Here is a 21,032-nt window from a genome sequence, read left to right on the forward strand (position 1 = left end):
TCCGGGCCACCCCCTGTGCCGCCCCCTCCCGCAGCGCGTCCCTCTCGCCAGAGGGAGGGGAGGGGAGGGGAGGGGAGGGGGGGGTGGTGGGGGTGGGTGGGGTGGTGCGGGTTGGGGGGTGCTGGGGGTGGGTTGGTGCGGGTGTGGGGGTGGGGTTTGTTGCGGGCGCGCGGGCTTTGCCCTGCGCGCCCGCGTGGTGGGGCGGGCGAAGCGGTTCGTGTGCGGGGGACCCGGGGTGGGTGGGGTGGGGGGTGGTCGCTATCTTGAGGGGTCACGGACAGCCGTAAGGGAGCGGGCATGGGGATGGGTGGTCGGCGGGTGGCCGTCGGGGTGGCGGTCGGGGTGGCGGTCGGGGCGCTGATGGGCGGGCTGGCCGGGTGTTCGTCCGGTGGGTCGGAGGGCGCCAAGGCGGCCTCGGGAGTGGGGAGTTCGGTGGGGCCTGCGGCGACAGGTGCGGTGTCGGCCTCCGCCACGGCGCCGTCGGCGGCCGGGGCCGGGGCGGGGGCTGCAACGGGGGCCGCGACGTCGGCGGCCGGCGCTGCCACGGTCGGGGGCGCCGCCGGAGCAGGGAGTGGGGCGCCGGTGCCGCCGCCCGTCGCGGCGACGCCCGGGGCGGACCTGGAGGGGGTGCTGCTGGACGACAAGGTGGTCGGGCAGGTGCTGCCGGACGGCAAGGTGATGGCCGGGTGGGACGAGGAGAAGCGCAAGGTCGACACCGCCGACCACGCCACCACCTGTACGGCGTCCACCCCCTGTACGGGCAAGCCGCTCAGTGGGTCGGTGCGGTTCTCCTCGGGGGATCTGGTCACCCGCTTCCTCGTGGACACCCTGCCCAGCCGGGACGCGGCCGAGGACCGGTTGAAGGAGGCCTACGCCTCCTATCCCGTCGGGCCGTTCCACAAGGTCGACACCCCGGTGCTGGGCAGTGAGAGCCAGGCCTTCGTCGGGCCGCTGTCTGCAGGTGACGGCGTCAGCATCGTGGTCCGCTCGGGCACCGTGGTGGCGAGCGTGACCACGGAGGGCGGTCCGGTGGACGTGGCGGCCGCCCGGCGGTTCGCGGTGATGCTGGTCAAGCGCATCGAGCAGGCGCAGTCGGGGAAGGCGCCGGACGCCGGGCTCGGCGTGGCCTGACCCGACCGGCCGTGCGGTCCGGGCATCGGCAGGCCCTCATCGTGCCGTCAGGAATCCGGCGGTGGCCCTGGGCTGGGGAAACGGGTGTCGGAGACCCGTGATATGTACTCATCTGGCTGGCCACTGTGCGGCCATGCGAAAGATGCCGATGAAGTTCGAGGGGGCCACACATGCCGCTGTTCCGACGCCGCTCGGGCGGGGAGGGCGCGCAGGACCGGGCCGGTCGGCGCGGGTTCGGGTTCGGCAGGCGGGCCGCCGAGGCGCCCGCGGCCGCCCGGGCGGCCGAGCCGCGGCTCGATCCGACGTTCGGTGACGAGTCCGTCCGTCTGGTGCTCGGGCAGGCCGCCGCCGGGGACTGGGCGGCGCTGCGCCCCGCGCTGGCCGCCGCGGCCGGGGCGGAGACGGGCGCGGCCGACCTGACCTGGCTGGCCGGCGCGATCGCCGACGTGACCGGGGTCGAGCAGTGGACGGCCCGCGCGATAGCCGACGCGCCGGACGACGCACTGCCGCTGCTGCTGTCCGGCGCCCGGCACGTCACCTGGGCCTGGGAGGCGCGGACCGGCGCCCGGGCCAAGCACGTCACCGAGGAGCAGTGGAAGCTGTTCCACGAGCGGCTGGACCTCGCCGAGGAGCAGCTGCTGGAGGCCGCCGAGCGGGAGCCGTCCTGGCTCGCCCCCTGGTACTTCCTGCAGATCAGCGCCCGTGGTGCCTCGCTCGGCCCGGAGGTCGCCACCTGCCGCTTCGAGGCCGCCGTCCGTCGCTTGCCCGGGCACCCCGGCTCGCACCGCCAGCGCCTCCAACAGCTGAGCGCCAAGTGGGGCGGCTCGCACGACGAGATGCACGAGTTCGCCCGTTCCGCGATGCTGGGCGCCCCGGAGGGCAGCCAGCTCGGTGAGCTGGTCGCGCTCGCCCACCTGGAGCGCTGGCTGGACCTCCCGGACGGCGAGGACCACGCGTACCTGTCCAGCCCCACTGTGCTGGCCGAGCTGCAGGAGGCCGCGTTCCGGTCCGTCCTGCACCCGGACTTCGTCCCGGTCCGCGGCTGGCAGGCGAGCTTCAACACCTTCGCGATGGCCTTCTCGCTCGCCGACCAGCGCAAGACCGCGCGGCTGCTGTTCGACGCGCTGGACGGCTTCGTCACCGAGTCGCCCTGGCACTACCTGTCCGGCGACCCGGTCAAGGTCTACCGCGCCCACCGCGACCGCTGCGCCGCGCACTGAGGCCGAGCCGCGCGCCGCTGACGCCACGCCGCGTCCCCCGAACCCTTCACCCTCCTCGCGATCGAAAGAGCCTCCGGTGTCCCCATCCGACAACCCGACGAGTGCGCACACCTTCCAGGTGGACCTGCGCGGCCTGGTGGACCTGCTCTCCCACCACCTCTACTCCAGCCCGCGGGTCTACCTGCGCGAGCTGCTGCAGAACGCGGTGGACGCGATCTCCGCCCGCCGCGCGCTCGACCCCGAGGCGCCGGCGGCGATCACCGTCCGCGCCGACGACGAACTGTCCGTCACCGACACCGGTATCGGCCTGACCGAGAAGGACGTCCACACCTTCCTCGCCACCATCGGCCGCAGCTCCAAGCGCGACGCCGACGGTCGCCTGGACGGCGCCGGGCTGGCCAAGGCCCGCGGCGACTTCATCGGCCAGTTCGGCATCGGTCTGCTCGCCTGCTTCGTGGTCGCCGACGAGATCACCGTGGTGACCCGGCATGCCGGTAGCCCGGACGCGCCGGTGATCGAGTGGCGCGGCCTCTCCGACGGCAGCTACACCATCCGCACCCTGCCCGCCGAGGCCAAGCCCGAGCCGGGCACCACCGTCACCCTCGCCCCACGGGCCGACGCCGCCGAGTGGACCCGCTCCGACCGGGTGCTCTCGCTCGCCCGGGACTTCGGCAGCCTGCTGCGCCACGACGTCACCGTCATCGACGCGAACGGCACCGAGCACCGGGTCAACCGCACCCCGCCGTGGGCCGAGCGGCACGGCTCCCCGCTGGCCCGGCGCGACGCGCTCGCCGAGTACTGCCGCGCCACCTTCGACTTCACCCCGCTCGACACCATCGAGCTGGACCTCCCGCTGGTCGGCCTGCGCGGCGTCGCGTACGTGCTGCCCGACGCCGCCCCGCCCTCGCGCCGCAACGGCCACCGGGTGCACCTCAAGGGCATGCTGCTCTCCGACCAGGCCGACGAACTGCTGCCGGAGTGGGCCTTCTTCGTCCGCTGCGTGGTGGACACCGACGGGCTGCGCCCCACCGCCTCGCGCGAGGGCCTGTACGCCGACGAGACGCTGGCCGCCGTCCGCGAGGCGCTCGGCGCCCGGATCCGCGACTGGCTCACCGGCCTGTCCGCCAGCGACCCGGCGCTGCTGCACCGCTTCCTCTCCGTGCACCACCTGGCGGTCAAGGAACTCGCGCGCTACGACGACGAGTTGCTGCGGATGATGCTGCCCTGGCTGCCGTTCGAGACCACCGACGGCAACGTCACCCTGGACGAGTTCGCCCGCAGCCACCCGGTGGTGCTGGTGACCCGTACGGTCGAGGAGTTCCGCCAGGTCGCCCCGATCGCCGGCGCGGCCGGTCTCGGCGTGGTCAACGGCGGCTACACCTACGACCGTGACCTGGTGCACCGGCTGCCCGAGATCCGCCCCGGCGTCTCGGTCGCCGACCTCGACCCGGGCACCGTCACCGCGCACCTGGACACCGTCGACCCGGCCGCCGAACTGGCCGCGGGTGTCTTCCTGGCGATCGCCCGCGAGGTGGTCGGCCGGTTCGACTGCGACGTCGCCCTGCGCAGCTTCCACCCGACCAACGCGCCCGCCCTGCTGCTCGACAACCGGGAGGCCCGGCACGAGCGCACCCGCGCCCAACTCGCCGACGAGGCCGATGGGTTGTGGGCGGACATCCTGGGCTCGCTGCGCGCCGAGGTGCCCCGCGCCCAGCTGGTGCTGAACCACCTCAACCCGCTGGTGCGCCGCGCCGCCACCGTCACCAACCGAGAGTTGGCCGTCACCGCCGTCGAGGCGCTGTACGGGCAGGCCGTGCTGATGACCCGCCGCCCGCTCAAGGCCAGCGAGTCCGCGCTGCTGAACCGCTCGTTCATCAGCCTGCTCGACCACGCCATGCTCGGCCACGAGGCGGCCGCCGCCGGCACCGACGAGAAGGAGGCGTGATGCTGGACACCCCCGACGCGGTGATGGCCGCGCTGCGCGAGAACGACGCCCGCCCCTACGGCCGCACCCGCACCGTCACCGCCGAGGAACTCGTCGACGCCGCCGAGCAGTTCGAGGACACCGGGGTCCGTTCGATGGCCCTGCTCGAACTCATGGAGGCCTACGAGTACGACGGCGAGCGCAGCAAGAGTCCGGTGGTCTTCGCCCGGCTGCTCAAGCTGTGGGACCAGGACCCGGACGGCTTCGGGGAGTGGGCCCGGCACCAGGTGTTCTGGCGCTTCAAGTGGGTCGCCGCCGCGCTCATGGACACCCCGGACGTCCCGCTGGCCGCGATCCGGCGCTGGCACACCGAACTGCGCGACCGCTACCGCGCGGCCGGCTACGACCTCCAGCCGTACTACGCCCAGCGCTACCACCTGGCCGCGCAGACCGGTGTCGCCGTCCAGGACGCCTACGAGCTGTGGACGGCCCGCCCGCGCACCGAGCTGAGCGACTGCCACGCCTGCGAGACCCGCGCCCGCGCCCGGCACTTCATCGAGGCCGGGGACGACGCCCGTGGGCTGGAGATTCTCGCCCCGGTGCTGGACGGTCGCAGCACCTGCGAGCAGGAGCCCTACCTCAGCCAGGCGACCGCCCTGCTGCCGCTGCTGCGCCGGGGCCGGCTGGACGAGGCACGCTCCGCGCACCTGACCGGCTACCGCTTCGCCCGCGGCAAGGCCTCGATGCTGCACGCCGTCGGCCTGCACATCGAGTTCTGCGCGCTGTCCGGCAACGAGCCGCGCGGTCTGGAGCTGCTCGCCGAGAACCGCGACCTGTTCGCGGTGGCCGGCGAGCCCGCCGCCCGGCTGGAGTTCCTCACCGGCGTCGAGGTGCTGGTCGCCGGGCTGGCCGCGGCCGGCCACGGCGAACTCGCGGTCAGCGGCCCGGCCGGCACCTCCTGGACGGTCGACACCCTGCTCGCCCACCTGCGCGGCGAGGCCGACGCGCTGGCCGCCCGCTTCGACGCCCGCAACGGCACCGACGCGGTGAGCGCCGCACGGCGCGCCCGGCTGGCCGTCGAACCGCTGCTGGCCGAGCCGCTGGCGCTCGGGGTGCGCGCGGCGGCGGCCCCCGAGCTGTCCACGGCCCAGGCCGCCCCGGCGCCGCGCCGGACCGTCGAGGCGGAGCCGGAGGACTTCGCCGCCCTGGTGCTGCGGGCCCGCGAGCTGGAGGTGGTCGGCCACCCCGACGCCGACCGGCTCTGGAAGCGGATCGCCGAGCGCGCCGGCGCCGACGGCTTCGTCCACCCCGGGGGTGACGAACTCGGCGGACCCGAGCGGCTGGCCGCCGAACTCGCCGAGCAGCACGCCCACGAGGCGCTGCAGCGCGACGACCACGCCGAGGGCGCGGCGGGCCTGCTGGCCGCGGCCGAGCTGTACGAGCGGGCCGGGCTGCCCGGCCCGGCGCTGATGGTCCGCACCCGTACGCTGATCGTCGAACTCGACGACGTCGAGGGCGCGGTGGCGGACTGGACGGCGCTGGACGCCGCGCTGGCCCGGGCCGAGGAGCAGCGCGCGGCGGGCACGCTGACCGACGACGACTACCTGATCATCCTGCAGTCGCGTGCCTACGCCGCCCACCACGACCTGGTCGAGGCGCTGCCCGAGCCCTCCGCGCAGACCGCCGCGCGCTTCGAGGCCGCCGTCGGCGCCTACCGGCAGACCGCCCTCGCCCTCGGCTCCGCCCGGCGGGCCGCGACCTCCCGGCAGTACACCGCCGACGCCGCCGCCCGGCAGGGCCGCCTGACCGAGGCGGCCGCCGAACTGCGCGAGGTGCTGGCGCAGCTGGACGCCGCCGAACTGCCCTGGCACACCCCGCGGGTGCTCGGCCTGCTCGGTCAGGTGCTGCTGCAGGACGGCGAACCCGCCCAGGCCGCCGAGGTGTTCCACCGGGCGCTGGCCGAGGCGGTGCGCTGGGGCGACGACTCCTACCCGTACGCGCCGACGTACATGATGCTCGGCCACGCGAGCATGCGGGTGGAGGACCTCGGCGGCGCCGTCCGGGCGCTCTCGGAGGCCGCCGCGCGCTACGACCGCCAGGGCGAGACGGCCGTCGAGGAGGCCGCCCAGGTGCGGCTCCAGCTGGCCGACGTGCTGCGCGGCACCGGCCGTTCGGCCGACGCGGTGGCCGTCCTGGAGTCGGTGCTGGACGCCGCCGGCGCCGGGCTGGACGAGCGGATGCTCGCCCAGGCCCGCCTCGACCTCGCCCGGGGCCTGGTCGAACTGGACGAGTACCGGGACGCCGCCGAGGAGTACCTGCGCCTGGCCGACCTGGTCGCCGACTGGGAGGACCAGCAGACCCACACCATGGTCGCCTGCGAGGCCACCCTCGCCCTCGCCCAGGCGGACCGCTGGGACGCCGCCGAGGCGGCCCTCGGGCGCGCCCGCGAGGCCCACGGCAAGGCCCCGCAGGTCGACCAACTGGCGGCGACCCTGCGGGAGTTGGCCCGGCTCACGATGCGCGACAAGGGTGCCGAGGGGCTGGACGCGGCGCTCGCCCTGCTCGCCGAGGCGGACGCGATCGGCGAGGCCGCCGAGCGCACCGGCGAGGAGTACAGCGGCTGGTACCTGCGCGGCGGTTCGCACTACGAGCGGGGGCGCTGCCTGGCCGTCGCCGACCGGCACGAGGAGGCGCTCGCCGAGGTCGAGCGGGCGATCGCGGTCTACGAGCAGGGCGGCGAGCGGGCGGAGTCGCCCCGCGCGGAGTCCGTCCGGCTGGCCGCGCTGATCGAGGGCGGCGACCTCGGCCGTCCCCAGGCGGCGGTGGCCCGGCTGACCGCCGGGATCGCCCGCTGCAAGGCCGCCGGACTGCGGGAGGCGGCGCAGATCCTGGGCGAGCTGCGGGAGCGGTTCGCCGTCAACTGACGGGGGAGCGGCGGGCGTTGTGCGCGCCCGCCGCTCCTCTGCTCGGGTGTCCTCGTCAGCAGGGGCCGTCGTCGGCCCAGACGCCCCACTGACCGCTGGCGCTGGGCACCTCGTTCAGCGTCCACCACTTGGCGTGGTAGTCGCGCCCGTTGTACGAGACCTTGGCGCCCGCCGTGTAGGTGGTGCTCGCACTCCACGCCGGGGCCGTGCAGGTGCCCGGACTGGTCGGGGGCGTGGACGGGGGCGTGGTCGGCGGGGTGGTGGGCGGGGTCGCCCCGGCGAACTTCACCGTGTACTTGGTGAAGTCCCAGTCGCTCTGCGCCACGCTGGAGCAGGAGCCGGACAGCCCCGGGTCCACCGGGCCGGTGCACTGGCGGTCCCGGTTCACCGACCAGAAGGTGTACCGGGCCAGGCCGTGCGCGGTGGCGAAGTCCAGCACGGTCTGGAAGTCCGCCTGGTGGAAGTACTCGGCGGCGTCGGTGCGGCCGTTCATCATCGACACGCCCTCGTGGGCGTACGCGGTGGCCTCGTTCCAGCCGAAGGTGGTCTGCAGGATCTGGTTGAACTTCACCAGCGCGTCGGTCTGCGCGGCGGCGCCGTTGAAGCCGCCGTCGAACGGCATGATCGAGTAGTTGTTCGGCGTGAAGCCCTGGGACTTGGCCTCGCCCAGCATCTGGGTGCCGAACCAGCCGGTGCCCGCGTTGGTCCCGGCGGTGGTGATCGAGATGTACAGCCCCGGGTTGTTCTGCTGGAGGATGCGGGCCGCGCCGATCTCGTTGTGGATCGCGGCCGTGTTCTCGTACTCCGGCTCCTCCAGGTCGAAGTCGATCGCCTTGAGGTTGTACTTGGTGACCACCTGCTGGTACCCGGCGGCGGTCGCCTCGGGGGTGCCGCAGACCTGGCCCAGCTTGGTGCCGCCGTACCCGCCGACCGACACCGAGACGTCCCCGCCCTTGCCGCGGATGGTCTGGATGACCGCCGGCATGGTGGTGTCGCCGTCGACCGGGGAAGTGCCGCCCCAGGCGGGCGAACAGATGCTGCCCTGGGCGAGGATGAAGGCCAGCTGGAAAGCCTTCTGCCCGGTCGCGTCCATCACGGCGGCGGCGTCCGGCGGGCTGTTGTCCTCGGGCATCAGGTACGGCGCCGAGGCGTACCAGTTGCTGCCCAGGCCGGTGCTGCTGTCGGCGGTGGAGGCCGAGGCCGGGCCGGTGCCGGCCAGCGCGGCGACACCCCCGGCGACCAGCCCGAGCACCCCGGCCACGGCGAGCGCGGTCCGGGACCTGCGCGATGCCGGTGCGGTGCGCTGCTGCGGGGGAACGTGCGAGGGAAGTCGCGAGGGAAGCTGTGGGGGAAGAGCGCGTTCCATCGGAGGCCTTTCCAGTGAACGGCGGTGGGGGAGTGCGGGCCTGGTCGCGCCAGGTGTGGGGGCGGCGTGACGGCCGAACGGACCGTCGGCGGCGGGTGGTTGCCGATGGTCCCCACTGGTATAGACCTGTTGGCGAAGGGCGGTCAACCCCAAAACGGTCAAGCCGATCGCCGCGGCCGGACCGGCCTCAGGCCCTAGAGTTGACGGGTGGCCAAGGAGAACACGAACAGCGTGGACGGGCGGGTGCACGCCGGCGCCATCGTCCAGGCGCACACCATCGGGCAGCTGCACCTGACCCAGCCCGCGCCGCCGGCCGTCCCCTGCCACCTGCCGCCCGGCCTGCCGCACTTCGCCGACCGCCGTGGTGAGCGCGAGCACGTCCTCGCCGTCACCTCCGACGTGCCGGCCGCCGGAGGCCCGCTGGTGATCTCCCTCAGCGGCATGGCCGGCATCGGCAAGACCGCCCTCGGCTTCCAGCTGGCCCGCGCCCTGCGCGATCACGGCCGCTGCCCCGACGGCGTCCTCCACCTCGACCTGGACGACCTGCGCCGCGACGGAGCCGTCGAACTCGCCGACGCCCTCGGCGAACTGACCCGCGTCCTCGACCCCGCCGCCCTTCCGCCCGGCTACGCCGACCGGCGCCGACGCTACTGGTCCGCAAGCCAGGACAAGCGCCTGGTCCTCGTCCTCGACAACGCCCGCAGTGGCGCCGAAGTGCTCCCGCTGCTGCCCTCCTCGGCCGGCGGCATCGTCATCGTCACCAGCCACGGCCGCCTCCACGACCTCGACGGAACCCGCGCCGTCGAGCTGCCGCTCGGCCCGCTCAGCGGCGAGGACGCCGTCGGGCTGCTGCTCGCCACCGTCGCCGACCCCCGGTTCGCCGCCGACCCGGAGGCCGTCGCCGAGCTCGCCCGTCGCTGCGCCGGGCTGCCCGCCGCCCTGCAGGTCGCGGGGCGCTGGGTGCGCAAGCACCGCAACCGCGAACTGCGGCGACTGATCGAGCAGTTGACCGTCGAGCTGCACCGGGAGGGAGTGCCCGTGGTGGAGGCCGTCTGGGACGCCGCGTACGCCGGCCTGAGCCCCGGCGCGGCCCGACTGTACCGGCTGCTGCCGCACCACCCGGGGCCGGTGGTCACGGTCGGGGCGGCCGCGGCACTGCTGGGCGGTGGCGTGGAGCCGGCCGAGATCGCTTTGGAGGAGCTCGACGAGGCGGGGTTGCTGCTGTCGAGGCCGGACGGATTGGCGCTGCACGACCTGATCCGCGGACACGCGCGGCGGCGGGCCGCGGACGGTCCGGGGGAGGGCGGTTCGGCGGAGTGCGGTCCGGGGGACGACGTTCCCGCCGCCCGGCACCGGCTGGTCCGCTGGTACCGGCGGCAGGCCGTGCGGGCGGACCTGGTCGCGGCCGGGCCGCGGCTGGTGGTCGCCCGGCCGACCGATGTCGGGCCCGACGAGGCCGCTGACGTGGTGTTCGCGTCCAAGTACCAGGCCATGCACTGGTTGGAGCGCGAGCACCTCGCCCTGTACGGCTGCGTGCGCCTCGCGTACGAGGACGGGCTGGACGCCGAGGCCGTCGCCCTGTGCGAACCGCTCTGGACGCACTTCCTCGACCACCAGCACTACGCGGACGTCATCGACGCCTTCGGCCTCGGCGCGGCCAGTGCGGACCGGGCCGACGACCCGCTCGCCGTCGTTCGCATGCACTGCCAACTCGCCCGCCCGCTCTGGGAACAGGGCCGCTACCAGGAGGCGGCCGAGCACCTGCGGATCGCCGTCCGGCGTGCCGAGCTGCTCGGTTCCTCCGAGGCGGAGCGCAAACTGCGGGCCTCCGCCGTGGAGTTCCGCGGCAAGCTCGCCTCCGTGCGGGGCGACTGGGCCGCCGCCGTTCCCGACTTCGAGGCCGCCCGCGCCGAGCACCTCGCCATCGGCAACACCTACGGCGCGATGCTGCAGACCTATCTGCTCGGGCGGGCGGCCCTCGCCCTCGGGGACGTCGTCCGCGCGGTCACCCTGCTCACCGAGGCCCACCGGGTGGCCACCGACCTCGGACGTGAGCGGATGACCTCCCGCACCGCCTTCGAACTCGCCACCGCGCTGCGGGCGGCCGGTCGGTCGGCGGAGGCCGAGCCGCTGTACGTCGGCGCGCTGGAGGGCGCCCGCGCCCGGCAGGCGAGCGCGGACGAGCTGCGGGTCCTCGACGCCCTGGCGGACTTCCACGAGGAGCTGGGCGAGGGCGGGAAGGCGGCCGGGTACCGGGCGGACGCGGCTCGGTTGCGGGGATAGCTGACAGATGACAGATTTCGAAATCTGTCATCTGTCATCTGTCATCTGTTAGCTGTGGGATGTGAGCTGTTCCCTGGTCGGCTCAGACCGGGTGGTCCGACTCGGCCTCGGTGGCGGGTTCCAGGCGGATGCGGTGGATCGTCGCACCGAGCCGGGCGGTCAGGGTGGTGGGCAGCGGGTACCGGCCGTCGGCGTGGGCGGCGAGCCAGGTGTGGACGGCCGACAGGGCGGCGGCCGGGTCGGCGCGGACGGTGCGGGTGCCCGTGCGGGCCGGGAGGACGCGGACGCTGACGGGGGTTCCGCCGTCGCGGTGCAGCAGGCAGGTGGTGGGGGAGAGGACCACGGCGGCCGTGCGGCAGTTCGGGTACTCGTCGAAGGCCTCGACCGTCCAGTCGGCCGCCGTCCGGTGCTCATGGTGCCAACCGGACGATGCCGACGGGGTGTCGGCGCGACGGTAGATCAGGGCGGCGCTCTGGAGCTGGCGGGTGCCGGCCCGGCCGTACTCGGCGGCGCGGTGGTGGAAGGGCGGGTCGGTCCAGGGCGGGAGCCGGTCGACCGTGATCAGCCCGTCCTCGACCGACGCCCGGACGGCGAACGCGGCCGGGCTCTGCGGGGCGCGTCCGGGTACGGGCAGCGGGCGCGGCTGCGCGGGGTGCGGCGGCGGGGCGAGTCCGAGCAGCTTGTACAGCTCCGGCCGCAGCGTCTCCAGGGACCGCCCGGTCAGCGCGAAGGCCCGCTCGGCGAACTGCCGGGTGCGGCCCGGGCGTTCCGGCGGAACCGGTGCGTCGAGGTCCAGGCGGGTTACGGCGGCGAGCAGTTGGGCCATCGGGCTGCCGGGGACCAGCTCGCCCGCGCCGTCGCAGGCCGCCACGATCGGCAGGTCCAGGGCTGCCGCGTAGAGCGCCACCGAGCCGTGGTCGGTGACCAGGGCGTCCCCGGCGACCAACAGCGCCGCCCACTCCTCGTACGGGGCCGCGAGCACCAGGCCCGCGTCCAGGGCGGGCCGTAGGCGTCGGGCGAGGTCGAAGGAGCCGGTGCGGCTGTACTCGTTGGGGTGGACGATCAACGCCAGCTGGTACCCGTCGTGCGGCAGGCGGGCGGCGAGTTCGGCGGGCAGGTCGGGGCGGCGGGCGAGCAGTGACTGCGGACCCCAGGTGGAGGAGAGCACCACCAGCCGCCGCCCGCCGGTGCCGAGGGCGGCGCGGACGGCCTCGCGCCGGTCCAGGGACTCCAGGATGCGGTCGAGCGTCGGGTCCCCGGCGACGATGGCGTGCTGCCGGGCGGCCAGTCGCTCGACCTGGTCGGGATGGGCGAGGGCGTGCAGGGCGGCGGTGGGGCGGCCGTCGCGGAGCAGGAACGCCGGGTCGAGACCGGACGGAAGCTCGGGTGAACCCTCCTGCGGCAGCGCCTTGTTGAAGCCCGCGCCGTGCGGGAGCAACACCTGTTGGCCGCGCAGACCGTCGAGAGCGCCCTTGGGGCTGGCGGTGAGGATCAGGTCGTGCGGGGTCGCGAGGGCCTCCGCCCACGGGATGCAGCGCGCTCCGGCGGTGTCCACAGCGGCGAGCGCGTCGGTGGCGAACTCCGAGCCGGGCACCAGGGTGAAGCGGCAGCGGATGCGGTCGTCACCCTCGAAGACGGGCAGCAGGTCGAGCAGCCGGTGCAGCGCGGCGGCGGAGCGTACGGCGAACAGCACCTCGGCAGGGGCGCCCGAGGGCCGGCGCCCGAGGGCCGGCGGTCGCTGGCTGGCTGGCTGGCTGGCTGGCTGGCTGGCTGGCTGGCTGGCTGGCTGGCTGGCTGGGCCGATGGTCCGGTAGCACACCTCGGTATCCGCCGTCGAGGGTGCGGCGGCACCGGCTCGGCGTGGTCGGGACGGTCCTGCGGTGGCATAGGGGCGATGGTAACGGCCGGGGCGGCGGGGGGTGACGCGGTCCGGCGAGCGCCGTCCGCGCCCACGGCTGTCCTCGCCGGGCGACCCGTCAGCGGGCGGCGGTCTGCGGGGGCACCCTCCCCTCAGGCCGAGGCCGAGGCCGCCACGCCCGCGCCCGTACCCACGCCCACTCCCGCACCCACCCCCGCGAGCAGCCCGCCGACCGCCGGGGACCAGGGCCGGCCGGTCGGCCCGGTGAGCGTCAGCGTCCGGTGCACGGCGGGCCGGATCGGCACCAGCACGCAGTCCGCCGGCAGCATGGTCAGCGCCAGCGCCGGCATCACCGAGACCCCGACGCCCGCGTGCACCATGCCGATCAGCGTGTTGAGGTCGCGGATCCGGTGCCGGGGCGTGAAGCGGGTGCCGGCCCGTCGGTAGGCCTCGCGGATGTGGCGCTCGCAGCCGCCCTCGGAGAGCAGGAAGTCGTCGTCCTCCAGTTCGGCCACGTGGATGGTCTCCTGCCCGGCGAGCGGGTGGTCCCGGCGCAGCAGCGCGTGCATCGAGTCGGCGCCGAGCACGACCGCCCCGGGCGGCAGCGGGCCGGCGTCCACCAGCACGGCGGCGTCCACCGTGCCGGCCTCCAGCCAGGTGGGCAGCTCGGCATCCTCGCCCTCGAAGAGCCGTACGGTGACCTGCGGGTACGCGGCCTTCCAGTCCCGCAGCAGCCCGGGCAGCAGCGCCTGGCAGACGGTGGTCGGCGCGGCCAGCCGCACGGTGCCGGTCGGGCCGCCGCAGTGCCGGGTGGCGATGGTGCGTACCGCGGCGGCGGAGGCGACGGCGGTCCGGGCGTGCGGCAGGATCTGCTCGCCGAGCGGGGTGGGCAGGCACGGGCTGCCGCGCCGCAGCACGGGGGAGCCGAGGGAGCGCTCCAGTGCGGCGACCGCGTGCGAGACGGCGGACTGGCTGATGCCCAGCTCGTCGGCGGCCGCGCCGAAGCCGCCGGTGTCGGCGACCGCGACCAGTGCCCTGAGCTGGGCCAGGTTGACCTCCGAGGCCATGAGACTTCCTCATCGTTCCGGAATCGCCACTTGTTGGACTCATGGTCCGCCGTCGGGCCACCCTCTGTCCAGAACACAAACGGGAGGACGGACGGGGAGGTGGTCGGGGTGCGGCGCTGGTTGCCGGGCTTCGTGGCACTGTCGGCGATCTGGGGCGCGAGCTTCGCCCTGATCAAGGTGGCGGTCGACGCGGGGGTGCCGCCGGCGTGGGTGGCGCTGTGGCGCAGCCTGCTCGGCGCCCTCACGCTGTGGGCGGTCCTGCTGCTGCGCGGCGAGCGGGCCCCGCGCGACCGGGCGCTGTGGGGGCACTCGGCTGTGGTCGCGGTGCTGCTCAACACCGTGCCGTTCACCCTGTTCTCCTTCGGCGAGACCAGGGTCAGCTCGGTGCTGGCCGGGGTGATGAACGCGACCACCCCGCTGTTCACCATGCTGTTCGCGGTGCTCACCGTCCCCGAGGAGCGCCGCCCGGGCGCCCGCCGGCTCTCCGGCCTCGCGCTCGGCTTCGTCGGCGTGCTCACCGTGCTCGGGGTGTGGCACGGCCTCGGCTCCGGCGCGACGGTCGGCGCCCTCGCCTGCCTGTCGGCCGCCTGCTGCTACGGCGCGGGCTTCGCCTACCTGCGCCGCTTCCTGTCCGGCCGCCCGGAGTCGGTGACCGCCCTGTCCGCGCTCCAGATCGGCTGCGCCGCGGTCGAGTTGGCGCTGGTCGCCCCGCTCGTCGCGGGCGCCCCGCACTGGCCGGGCGGCTCGGCGGCCGCCGCCCTGCTGGTGCTCGGCGCGCTCGGTACGGGCCTGGCGTACCTGCTCAACCTGGGTCTGGTCCGCGCGGCGGGCACCACCGTCGCCTCCGCCGTCACCTACGTCATGCCGCTGTGGTCCACCGCCCTCGGCGCCGTCTTCCTGGCCGAGCCGGTCGGCTGGAACGCCCTGGCCGGCGGCGCCCTGGTGATCGCCGCGGTCGCCCTGACCCGGCCGCGCAGGGCGCCCGTCGCCGTTCCTCCGCCCCCGAAGGACCGTCAGGCGGTTGGTTAGAGTGGTCCGGTGAACGAGGACCCGCAACCGGTGGCCGTCCGGGCCGCGCTGCGGGCCCGACCGTTGCGCTTCCCGTTCACCCGCTGGGTGCCGCGCTGCTGGGCGCACCTGCTCTGCGGCGCGTTGCTCGGGCCGCCGCTGCTGGTCGTCCTCGCGGTGCTGCTGGTGCTCGGCGCCGCCCTTTCGGTGGTCGGGCTCGGGCTGCCGCTGCTGCTCGCCCTGGCACTGGCGGGCATCCCGGCCGGGTCCCTGGCGCGGTGGCGGCTGGGGCTGGTCGAACCCGTCCCGGTGCCCGACCCGCACCGCCGGCTGCCTGGGGCCGGGCGCCGCGCCCGGATCCGCACCCGGCTGCGCGAGCGCGCCACCTGGCGCGAACTCGGCCACGCGCTGCTCGCCTCGACCGTCCTGGCCGCCGCCTCGCTCGGCTTCACCGCCGCCCTGGCGCTCTGCGGCGCTTTCGTCATCTCCCCGGTGGTGGTCTGGGCGCTCGCCCCGGAGACCGTGATGCTCATCCCCGGGCACGCCGTCCCCGGACCGCTCGCCGCCCTTCCGTTCAGCGCCGCCGGACTGGCCGGGCTGGTGCTCTGCGCCTACGCGGGGGCGCTGCTGACCTCGGCCGAGGTCGCGCTCGCCCGCTTCCTGCTCGGGCCCCGGGAGGACGACACGGGCCGACAGGTGCTCGAACTCACCCGCTCCCGAGCCCGGTTGGCCGACGCCTTCGAGGCCGAGCGGCGCCGGATCGAGCGCGACCTGCACGACGGCGCCCAGCAGCAACTGGTGGCGCTCAGCATGACCTTGGGGCTGGCCGAGTACGAGCTGCGCGGGCGGGAACCCCGGGCGGTGGAACTGGTGACCCGGGCCCGGGGCGAGGCCCGGCAGGCGCTGGAGCAGCTGCGTACCCTGGTGCGCGGCATCCACCCCCAGGTGCTCACCGACCACGGCCTGGCCGCCGCCGTCGCCGAGGTCGCGCTGCGCCACCCCGCCCCGGTCGCCACCGACATCGAACTCCCGTACCGGCTGCCCGCGTTGGTCGAGACCACGGCGTACTTCACCGTCACCGAGGCGCTCACCAACGCCGCCAAGCACAGTGGCGCCGGGGCGATCACCGTGCACGGGCGGATGGTGGACGGCCGACTGGTGGTCCAGGTGACCGACGACGGCCGGGGCGGGGCGGACCCGGCCGCCGGGGCCGGACTGGCGGGGCTCGCCGACCGGGCGGCCCTACTGAAGGGACGGTTGATGGTGACGAGTCCGACGGGCGGTCCGACGACGCTGCGGCTGGAGGTCCCGTGCTCCGGATCGTGATCGCCGAGGACGCGGTACTGCTGCGCGCCGGACTGGTCGAACTCCTCGGCCTCGGCGGGCACTCGGTGACCGCCGCGGTCGGCGACGCCGAGGCCCTCGCCGCGGCCGTCGACGCCGACCGTCCCGACATCGTGGTCACCGACGTCCGGATGCCCCCCGACCACACCGACGAGGGCCTGCGCGCCGCCCTCGCCCTGCGCGAGCGCCACCCCGGCCTGCCCGTCCTGGTCCTCTCCCAGTACGTGGCCACCCCGTACGCCACCCGCTTGCTCGCCGCCGCCGGTGCCCAACCGGCGGGCCTGGGCTACCTGTTGAAGGACCGGGTCGGCGAGGTCGCCGACTTCCTCGACGCGCTGCGCCGGGTCGCCGCCGGGGAGACCGTCATCGACCCGGACGTCGTCCGCGTCCTGCTGCGCGCCCAGTCCGCCGACCGCCCGCTGGCCCGCCTCACCCCGCGCGAACGCGAGGTGCTCGCGCTGATGGCCGAGGGGCTCAACAACCAGGCGATCGCCGGGCGGTTGTGCATCACCGAGGCCTCGGTGGTGAAGCACTGCGGCAACATCTTCATGAAGCTCGACCTGGATCCGACGGAGGGCAACCGGCGGGTGCTGGCGGTGCTGGCACACCTGCGGGGCGAGTAGGACGGCGGCCGGTGGGTGCTCGCGGTGCCGGCGCACCCCCGGGCACGATCCGGGTGACCGTCCGGGGCGTCCGCGGGCAGACCGGCCGCGTGAACGACCACCGCGGACACGGGCCGGCCGGTCGGCCGACCCTGGTGGCGGCCCGAGGTGGCTCACCGGGCTTCGGCCATGGGCGAGTCGGTGTCCGCGATCCGGTCCGGCAGGGGCACCTCCGGGTCCAGCAGCCGCGCCAGGTGTCGGGCCGAGGCGTCCCAGGACCAGTGCTCCGCCGCCCAGCGCCGCCCGGCCGAGCCGATCCGTTCGCGCTCGGCCCGCGGGGCGAGCAGGAGGCGGGTGAGGGCGGCGGCGACCGCTGCCGGGTTCCGGCCGTCGACGACCGTGCCGGTGACGCCGTCGAGGACGGTGTCGGGGGCGCCGCCGGAGCGGCCGGCCACCACGGGCAGGCCGGCCGCCGCCGCCTCCAGGTAGACGATCCCGAGGCCCTCGGCCTCCAGGCCCATCCGGCGGGTGCGGCACGGCATGGCGAACACGTCGGCCGCGGCGTAGTGGGCGGCGGTGGCGGCATGGTCGAGGCCGCCGGTGAACTCGACGCTGCCCGGCTCGGTGAGGCGGTGGGCCATCGCCCGCAACCGGGACTCGTCCGGTCCCTGGCCGACCAGCACGAGGGTGGTGCCCGGGACGGCCCGGCGGATCGCGGGCAGCGCGCGGATCAGCACGTCCTGGCCCTTGCGCGGGACCATCCGGGCGACGCAGAGGATCACCGGGTGCGCCGTCGGAACGCCGGTGCTCGGCCGGAACACGGCCGGGTCCACGCCCGGCACCAGTCGGCTCAGCCTGGCGCCCGGCCCGAGCGCGGGGGCGATCCGGGCCCGGGTGTACTCGCCGAGGAAGGTGACCGTGTCCACGCTGCGCCCGATCCTGCGCAGCACCCGGCGGGCGCCCGGGGTGCGGGCCCACCAGATCTCGTGGCCGTGGGTGGTGGCGACGGTGCGCAGCAGGCCGGGCGCCCGGCGCAGCAGACCGGGCGTCATGGCGGCGAGCGGGGCGGCGGCGCCGAACCAGACCCGGTCGCAGCCGTGCGCTCGGGCTGTCTCGGCGGCGCGGCGGGTCGCCCGGGGCGTGGGCAGCAGGGTACGGGCGGGGTCGCGGAGCACCGGGTAGGGGAGTGCGGCGTCGTGGCGCTCGGCGCCCGGTTCGGCGGAGGTGTAGACGACCACTCCGCCGGGAAGGCGGTCGGCCATCGCCTGGACGAAGGTCTCGATGCCGCCCTGGCGGGGCGGGAAGTCGTTGGTGACGACGAGCGTGCTGCCCATGGCAGGCCTCTCATGACGGAAGCGGAAGCGAAATCAGAAGCGGAATCAGAACGGCGATCAGCAGGGGAATCGGCGGGGGACGGCGAAGCGGAAGCGGACGTGAGCAGGACGAGGAGGACCCCCTCCATTGCATCGGTGCAGGTCAGCGGGGTCATCAGGGTCAGGTGGAGTCCCATGGTCGGGTTTCCCCCACCACCCGGCGCCGCCCCGGACGGCTCCCCCCATCCCCCACCGCCACGGACGGACCGGGTCCCGCGGCCGGCTCGGCCCGTTGCCGAGCCCGGCAGCGCGAAAACCCCCGGGACGAGGCCCGGCGACCGCGCTCTGACGGTCGGTGTTCGGCGGATTACGTTTCGTGCCCGGCGGCCCGCTATCGTGGCGCGTGTGAGGTCGTGGGATGCCGCGGTGGAGCGGGCGCAGGGGCGGTTGGCGGCGGGGGAGCGGTTGCGGGCGGCGGTGGAGGGGGAGGAACGGCGGTTCGCCCTGTGGGACTTGGCGTCCCTGGTGGAGGGCGAGCTGGGCGAGGTGGTGGACCCGGACGGGCTGACACCGCAGGCCGAGCGGGCCTGGCGGGAGCGGCTGGGGGAGAGCGGGCGGGAGTGGCCCGGCGGGGAGCTGTACCGGCGGCGGTACTGGATCCGGGATGACCGGGCGGAGGTCGTCGGCACCGTCGCGGTGGACAACTGGACCAAGGGGCCGAGCCAACTCGCCGTCAGTTCCCTCTACGTCGGGCCCGGGGCCCGCGGTCGCGGGCTGGCCGCCGGCGCGCTGGACGAGGTGTACGCGGCGGCCACCGCGGAGGGGTTGCCGGGGTTCCGTCTGGAGGCGCACTGGACCTGGCAGTCGGCGGTCCGGTACTACCTGCGCCGGGGCCTGTGGGTGGTGGGCTGGAAGCGGTCGCTGTCGCTCGCCCGGATGCCCCAACTGCCGTTGCACCGGGTGCGCGAGGAGGACGGGCGGCTGGTCCTGCTGGTCGCCGACCGGCAGCGCGGCTGGGTGCCGATACTGGCGGCCGGGCAGGAGGGGCGCTGGCTGCGGCTGGACGAGACCGCCGACTACCGGGGCTGCGACGGCTGGGTGCACGAGTACGCGCGGTCGACGCTGGCGCTGTACCTGGCGCTCGCCGGGTGGCCGATGGTGCGCGGGCCGCAGTGGTGGGCGGAGGCGTGGCGCTGGTCGGACGCGGGGGAGCCGGAGGGACTGGCCTTCAAGATCGAGCAGTTCGAGCAGACCGCCCGGGGGACGGGCCGCCGAGTGGTGAGCCCGTACCGTCCGGTGCCGGCGCCGCAGGCGACCGCACAGCTGGCAGACTCGGGGGATGGCTGACATCGAGATCGACGGCGCGCCCGCGGACCCGGCGCGGCTCGCCGCCCTGGGTCTGCTCAACTACGGGCACTTCACCACCATGCGCGCCGAGGCGGGCCGGGTCCGCGGCCTGACGCTGCACCTGGACCGGCTGGTCCGGGACTGCCGGACGCTGTTCGGCACCGAGCTGGACCGGGCGGCGGTCCGGGAGCGGATCCGCGCGGTGCTGCCCGCCGACGGCGGACCGGTGATCGTCCGGGCCACCGGGTACGACCCCGCTCTCGGCCTGGAACGCCCCGCCGCGCCCGCCGCGCCCGCCCTGCTGGTGACCACCCGCCCGGCCGCGACGGCCGAGCCCGGCCCGCTGCGGGTGCGGACGACGGTGTACCGGCGGGAGCTGCCCGAGGTGAAGCACGTCGGCCTGTTCGGTCTGGTCCATCACCGCCGGCTGGCCCAACTCGCCGGGTACGACGACGCGTTGCTCACCGATGAGGACGGCCGGGTGACCGAGGGCACCACCTGGAACGTCGGCTTCCTGGCCGGGAACCGCCTGGTCTGGCCCGAGGGCCTCAGCCTGCCCGGCGTCACCGAGGCGCTGCTGGCCGGTGCGTACGGCGGCCCGCAGTCCCGCGAGCCCGTCCACGCGAGCCGGCTGGACGAGTTCGACGCGGCCTTCGCCGCCAACGCGGGCGTGGGCGTGCGCCCGCTCGCCGCCGTGGACGGCACCGCCTTCGACCCCGCCCACCCCGTGCTCGCCGAACTGCGCGCCGCCTACCGGGGGATCGCCGCCGAGGCGGTGTAGGGACAACCCACCCCCGGTCCGCCAGCGGACTCCATGGCCCGGGTGGACCTGGCTTCCTGGCGTGGAACCTGTCGACGGCACCGCCGGGCTGGCGCTCGGCGGGGTGATTGCCTGGATCACGCTGGTCCCGGTCGCCCGGGGGGTCGCGGGCACCGCCCGGTACGTCCCGGCGACCCTCGTGGTGCACTGGCCGCCGGAGCCGTACTGCTCTGCCTCGGCGCGACCGGGCTACCCGCCTGGGCGTTGCTGCGGACCAGGCCGACGACAGCGGGAGAGGCGCGGTCGTAGCCGGTAACCGTAGGGGGGTGGATGGGGAGGGGGGAGGGAGAGGCCCTTGAGTGCCCTGAGGGCCATCACCAACGCTTCGGCCTCGTCCACGTCGACTTTGAAACGCAGAAGCGCACCCCGACGGCCTCCTGAATTGTCTTGGGCCCTCGGTAAGGGGTAGTGTCTCCCAGTCGCTTGGCAGGGAGCACCGGACACGCATCGGCGCGGACGGTCCCGGGGCGGCCACTCCTTTGAAACACCACTTCCGGTTCATGCCGGTCGTCTTCGCGTTCTCGCGGTGCGGCCCGGTGCTTATTCGGTGTGCGCGTTTTATCGGATTGCGGTCGATTCGCTTTTCGGAGCGAGGGTCGGCTAGAGTTTGGAAGGTCGGACGGGGCGTCAAACCCCAGAGGACATCGGCGAGTTGGATGAAGGAAGCCCCGGAAACGGAGCGGAAAACATCTGATAAGCTGAAAACACGAAAGAACGAAGCGCCCGGAGAGCCCGCTGGAAGGCGGTCCGAAGGAAGCGTCCGTTCCTTGAGAACTCAACAGCGTGCCAAAAGTCAACGCCAGATATGTTGACATCCCCGGCCTC

At 74.9% G+C, this 21,032-nt stretch carries 15 protein-coding genes; 11 read left to right on the forward strand and 4 right to left on the reverse strand.

Annotation, left to right across the window (positions count from 1 at the left end; genetic code table 11):
- Positions 1-582: 582 nt before the first annotated feature.
- From ACFVWU_RS38935 to ACFVWU_RS38950, 4 genes are all read left to right on the forward strand, one after another.
- The gene (locus ACFVWU_RS38935) at positions 583-1,131 is read left to right on the forward strand and encodes a hypothetical protein (RefSeq protein ID WP_387630020.1); all 549 of its coding nucleotides are present in this window, start codon (positions 583-585) and stop codon (positions 1,129-1,131) included.
- Between the two features lie 170 nt (positions 1,132-1,301).
- A complete protein-coding gene (locus ACFVWU_RS38940; protein ID WP_387630022.1) occupies positions 1,302-2,351 on the forward strand; it encodes a hypothetical protein in 1,050 nt (349 codons plus the stop codon).
- A gap of 76 nt (positions 2,352-2,427) precedes the next feature.
- A complete protein-coding gene (locus ACFVWU_RS38945) occupies positions 2,428-4,296 on the forward strand; it encodes an HSP90 family protein (RefSeq protein ID WP_387630025.1) in 1,869 nt (622 codons plus the stop codon).
- Entirely contained in the window at positions 4,296-7,199 is a 2,904-nt protein-coding gene (locus ACFVWU_RS38950; RefSeq protein ID WP_387630027.1) for a hypothetical protein, read from the forward strand. Before ACFVWU_RS38945 ends, ACFVWU_RS38950 begins: the two co-directional genes overlap by 1 nt.
- A gap of 55 nt (positions 7,200-7,254) precedes the next feature.
- Here ACFVWU_RS38950 and ACFVWU_RS38955 read toward each other — a convergent pair whose 3' ends face one another.
- The gene (locus tag ACFVWU_RS38955) at positions 7,255-8,565 is read right to left on the reverse strand and encodes a carbohydrate-binding protein (protein ID WP_387630029.1); all 1,311 of its coding nucleotides are present in this window, start codon (positions 8,563-8,565) and stop codon (positions 7,255-7,257) included.
- A 207-nt stretch (positions 8,566-8,772) separates the two neighbouring features.
- Between ACFVWU_RS38955 and ACFVWU_RS38960 the strand changes: the two genes are divergently transcribed.
- Complete coding sequence (locus tag ACFVWU_RS38960; protein WP_387630032.1) at positions 8,773-10,848, forward strand: NB-ARC domain-containing protein; 2,076 nt, start codon at positions 8,773-8,775, stop codon at positions 10,846-10,848.
- Between the two features lie 82 nt (positions 10,849-10,930).
- On the opposite strand, the gene ACFVWU_RS38965 is transcribed toward ACFVWU_RS38960, so the two are convergent.
- Together ACFVWU_RS38965 and ACFVWU_RS38970 are read right to left on the reverse strand one after the other, a co-directional pair.
- A complete protein-coding gene (locus tag ACFVWU_RS38965; RefSeq protein ID WP_387630035.1) occupies positions 10,931-12,541 on the reverse strand; it encodes a translation initiation factor 2 in 1,611 nt (536 codons plus the stop codon).
- Positions 12,542-12,858: 317 nt separating this feature from the next.
- Complete coding sequence (locus tag ACFVWU_RS38970) at positions 12,859-13,773, reverse strand: LysR family transcriptional regulator (RefSeq protein ID WP_387630036.1); 915 nt, start codon at positions 13,771-13,773, stop codon at positions 12,859-12,861.
- A 108-nt stretch (positions 13,774-13,881) separates the two neighbouring features.
- On the opposite strand from ACFVWU_RS38970, the gene ACFVWU_RS38975 reads away from it, so the two are divergent.
- The 3 genes from ACFVWU_RS38975 to ACFVWU_RS38985 are packed head-to-tail and all read left to right on the forward strand — an operon-like array spanning position 13,882 to position 16,748.
- The gene (locus ACFVWU_RS38975; protein WP_387630039.1) at positions 13,882-14,802 is read left to right on the forward strand and encodes a DMT family transporter; all 921 of its coding nucleotides are present in this window, start codon (positions 13,882-13,884) and stop codon (positions 14,800-14,802) included.
- A 9-nt stretch (positions 14,803-14,811) separates the two neighbouring features.
- Entirely contained in the window at positions 14,812-16,107 is a 1,296-nt protein-coding gene (locus ACFVWU_RS38980; protein WP_387630041.1) for a sensor domain-containing protein, read from the forward strand.
- Positions 16,092-16,748: a response regulator gene (locus ACFVWU_RS38985; RefSeq protein ID WP_387630044.1), complete on the forward strand. Its 657-nt coding sequence runs from the start codon at positions 16,092-16,094 to the stop codon at positions 16,746-16,748. Before ACFVWU_RS38980 ends, ACFVWU_RS38985 begins: the two co-directional genes overlap by 16 nt.
- Before the next feature lie 152 nt (positions 16,749-16,900).
- Here the strand turns inward: ACFVWU_RS38985 and ACFVWU_RS38990 are convergent, their stop codons facing one another.
- Entirely contained in the window at positions 16,901-18,061 is a 1,161-nt protein-coding gene (locus tag ACFVWU_RS38990) for a glycosyltransferase family 4 protein (RefSeq protein WP_387630045.1), read from the reverse strand.
- Between the two features lie 384 nt (positions 18,062-18,445).
- Here ACFVWU_RS38990 and ACFVWU_RS38995 point away from each other — a divergent pair, with 384 nt between their 5' ends.
- The 3 genes from ACFVWU_RS38995 to ACFVWU_RS39005 all read left to right on the forward strand — a co-directional run bounded on the left by ACFVWU_RS38995 (position 18,446) and on the right by ACFVWU_RS39005 (position 20,588).
- Complete coding sequence (locus tag ACFVWU_RS38995) at positions 18,446-19,387, forward strand: GNAT family N-acetyltransferase (protein ID WP_387630047.1); 942 nt, start codon at positions 18,446-18,448, stop codon at positions 19,385-19,387.
- Positions 19,380-20,168 carry an aminotransferase class IV gene (locus ACFVWU_RS39000; protein ID WP_387630049.1) on the forward strand — a complete coding sequence of 263 codons (789 nt, stop codon included), beginning with the start codon at positions 19,380-19,382 and terminating at the stop codon, positions 20,166-20,168. Before ACFVWU_RS38995 ends, ACFVWU_RS39000 begins: the two co-directional genes overlap by 8 nt.
- A gap of 309 nt (positions 20,169-20,477) precedes the next feature.
- The gene (locus tag ACFVWU_RS39005; RefSeq protein ID WP_387630051.1) at positions 20,478-20,588 is read left to right on the forward strand and encodes a hypothetical protein; all 111 of its coding nucleotides are present in this window, start codon (positions 20,478-20,480) and stop codon (positions 20,586-20,588) included.
- Positions 20,589-21,032 lie beyond the last annotated feature (444 nt).

Source organism: Kitasatospora sp. NPDC058190, assembly GCF_042883685.1.
In the GTDB taxonomy this organism is placed as follows: domain Bacteria; phylum Actinomycetota; class Actinomycetes; order Streptomycetales; family Streptomycetaceae; genus Kitasatospora.

Bases quoted from the DNA above. Each gene is read 5' to 3' on its own strand.
- ACFVWU_RS38940 (WP_387630022.1), top strand. From the start codon at position 1,302: ATGCCGCTGTTCCGACGCCGCTCGGGCGGGGAGGGCGCGCAGGACCGG.
- ACFVWU_RS38950 (WP_387630027.1), top strand. From the start codon at position 4,296: ATGCTGGACACCCCCGACGCGGTGATGGCCGCGCTGCGCGAGAACGAC.
- ACFVWU_RS38955 (WP_387630029.1), bottom strand. From the start codon at position 8,565: ATGGAACGCGCTCTTCCCCCACAGCTTCCCTCGCGACTTCCCTCGCAC.
- ACFVWU_RS38970 (WP_387630036.1), bottom strand. From the start codon at position 13,773: ATGGCCTCGGAGGTCAACCTGGCCCAGCTCAGGGCACTGGTCGCGGTC.
- ACFVWU_RS38990 (WP_387630045.1), bottom strand. From the start codon at position 18,061: ATGGGCAGCACGCTCGTCGTCACCAACGACTTCCCGCCCCGCCAGGGC.
- ACFVWU_RS39000 (WP_387630049.1), top strand. From the start codon at position 19,380: ATGGCTGACATCGAGATCGACGGCGCGCCCGCGGACCCGGCGCGGCTC.
- ACFVWU_RS39005 (WP_387630051.1), top strand. From the start codon at position 20,478: ATGGGGAGGGGGGAGGGAGAGGCCCTTGAGTGCCCTGAGGGCCATCAC.